Origin of the sequence: Fictibacillus sp. 23RED33, assembly GCF_015903925.1 — a bacterium.
Classification (GTDB): domain Bacteria; phylum Bacillota; class Bacilli; order Bacillales; family Fictibacillaceae; genus Fictibacillus; species Fictibacillus phosphorivorans.
On sequence record NZ_JACZDX010000023.1, the window covers coordinates 1 to 1,450 of the forward strand.

The window sequence follows — 1,450 nt, forward strand, 5'->3', positions numbered from 1 at the left end:
TGAACTGCACCCCAAATTTTAGACACAGTCTTAAATTTGGAGGTGCTTTTCTTATGGCTAAATTTACGATCGAAGAAAAAATAGCTGCTGTTAAACGATATTTAGAAGGGGATGTAGGGTATAAAACAATCGCAAAAGAGATTGGTGCGAATAATAGTAAAGTTCTATTTTGGATTAGAAAATATGAATACCACGGTGAGAATGCTTTTTTCAAAAGCTATACAAATTACCCCTTAAACTTTAAACTAGACGTACTAAAATATATGAACGACAATGGGACGTCTATCTTTGATACAGCCGCGATTTTTAATCTGCCATCCGATTCTACCTTGTGGAAATGGCGAGATTTATTAGAGACTCAAGGTTTGGATGCCCTGAAACCAAAGAAAAAGGGGCGGCCAAACATGAATAAGAAAGATCAAAAGTCTTCCAATAAGACATCACCAGCTAAAGGATCAATCGAAGCGCTTCAACAGGAATTAGAAGCGTTACGTATGGAAAATGCTTATTTAAAAAAGTTGAATGCCTTAGTTCAAAGCAAGGAAAAATCACCAAACAAGTCAAAGCGCAAGTAGTCTATGAATTAAGGCATGAGTTTTCGGTACAAGCACTTATAAAGCTAGCAGGAATCCCACGTAGTACCTATTATTATTGGGTGAAAAATTTCAATCGTCCTGACCCTGACGCGGAGTTAAAAGGCTTGATTCAAGTTATTTATAAGGAACATGAAGGCCGTTTTGGCTACCGTAGAATTCGCGATGAACTTAGAAACCGTGGACACCAAGTTAACCACAAAAAGGTACAGCGTATCATGAAGGAACTAGGATTAAAATGTCTCGTACGTATAAAAAAATATCGTTCTTATAAAGGAACGATTGGGAAGATTGCACCAAATATTTTAAATCGTAATTTTAAAGCTGAGAAACCAAACGAAAAGTGGGTCACGGATATTACAGAGTTTAAATTATTCGGAAAGAAGCTTTATTTATCACCCGTATTGGACTTATTTAATGGAGAAATTATTACCTATACAATAGGGGCTAGACCGACATACTCTCTTGTCTCAACGATGTTAGATCAAGCTCTAGCGCATGTAACAGATAAAGATAAGCTTCTTATACATTCAGATCAAGGCTGGCACTATCAAATGAAACAATACCGTAAGGTCCTCAGTAAAAGTGGCATCACCCAGAGTATGTCTCGTAAAGGGAACTGTTACGATAACGCTGTGATGGAAAACTTCTTTGGAATCCTAAAATCTGAACTTCTTTATCTAAAAGAATTTGAAAGTGTGGAACACTTTAAACTAGAGCTGGCTAAATATATGGATTACTATAATCACAAACGAATCAAGGCAAAATTAAAAGGCATGAGCCCGGTTAAATACCGTACTCATGCCCTAACTGCTGCCTAATGAAATAACCGTGTCTAACTTTTAGGGGTCACTTCA

Annotated in this window: 1 protein-coding gene; it reads left to right on the plus strand. The window is 36.9% G+C overall.

Annotated elements, in window-relative coordinates:
• Positions 1-53: 53 nt before the first annotated feature.
• A protein-coding gene (locus IHV09_RS22195) for an IS3 family transposase (protein WP_197265513.1) occupies positions 54-1,414 on the plus strand; the annotation gives its coding sequence in 2 pieces (ribosomal slippage) (positions 54-510 and positions 510-1,414; 1,362 coding nt in all).
• Positions 1,415-1,450: the final 36 nt, after the last annotated feature.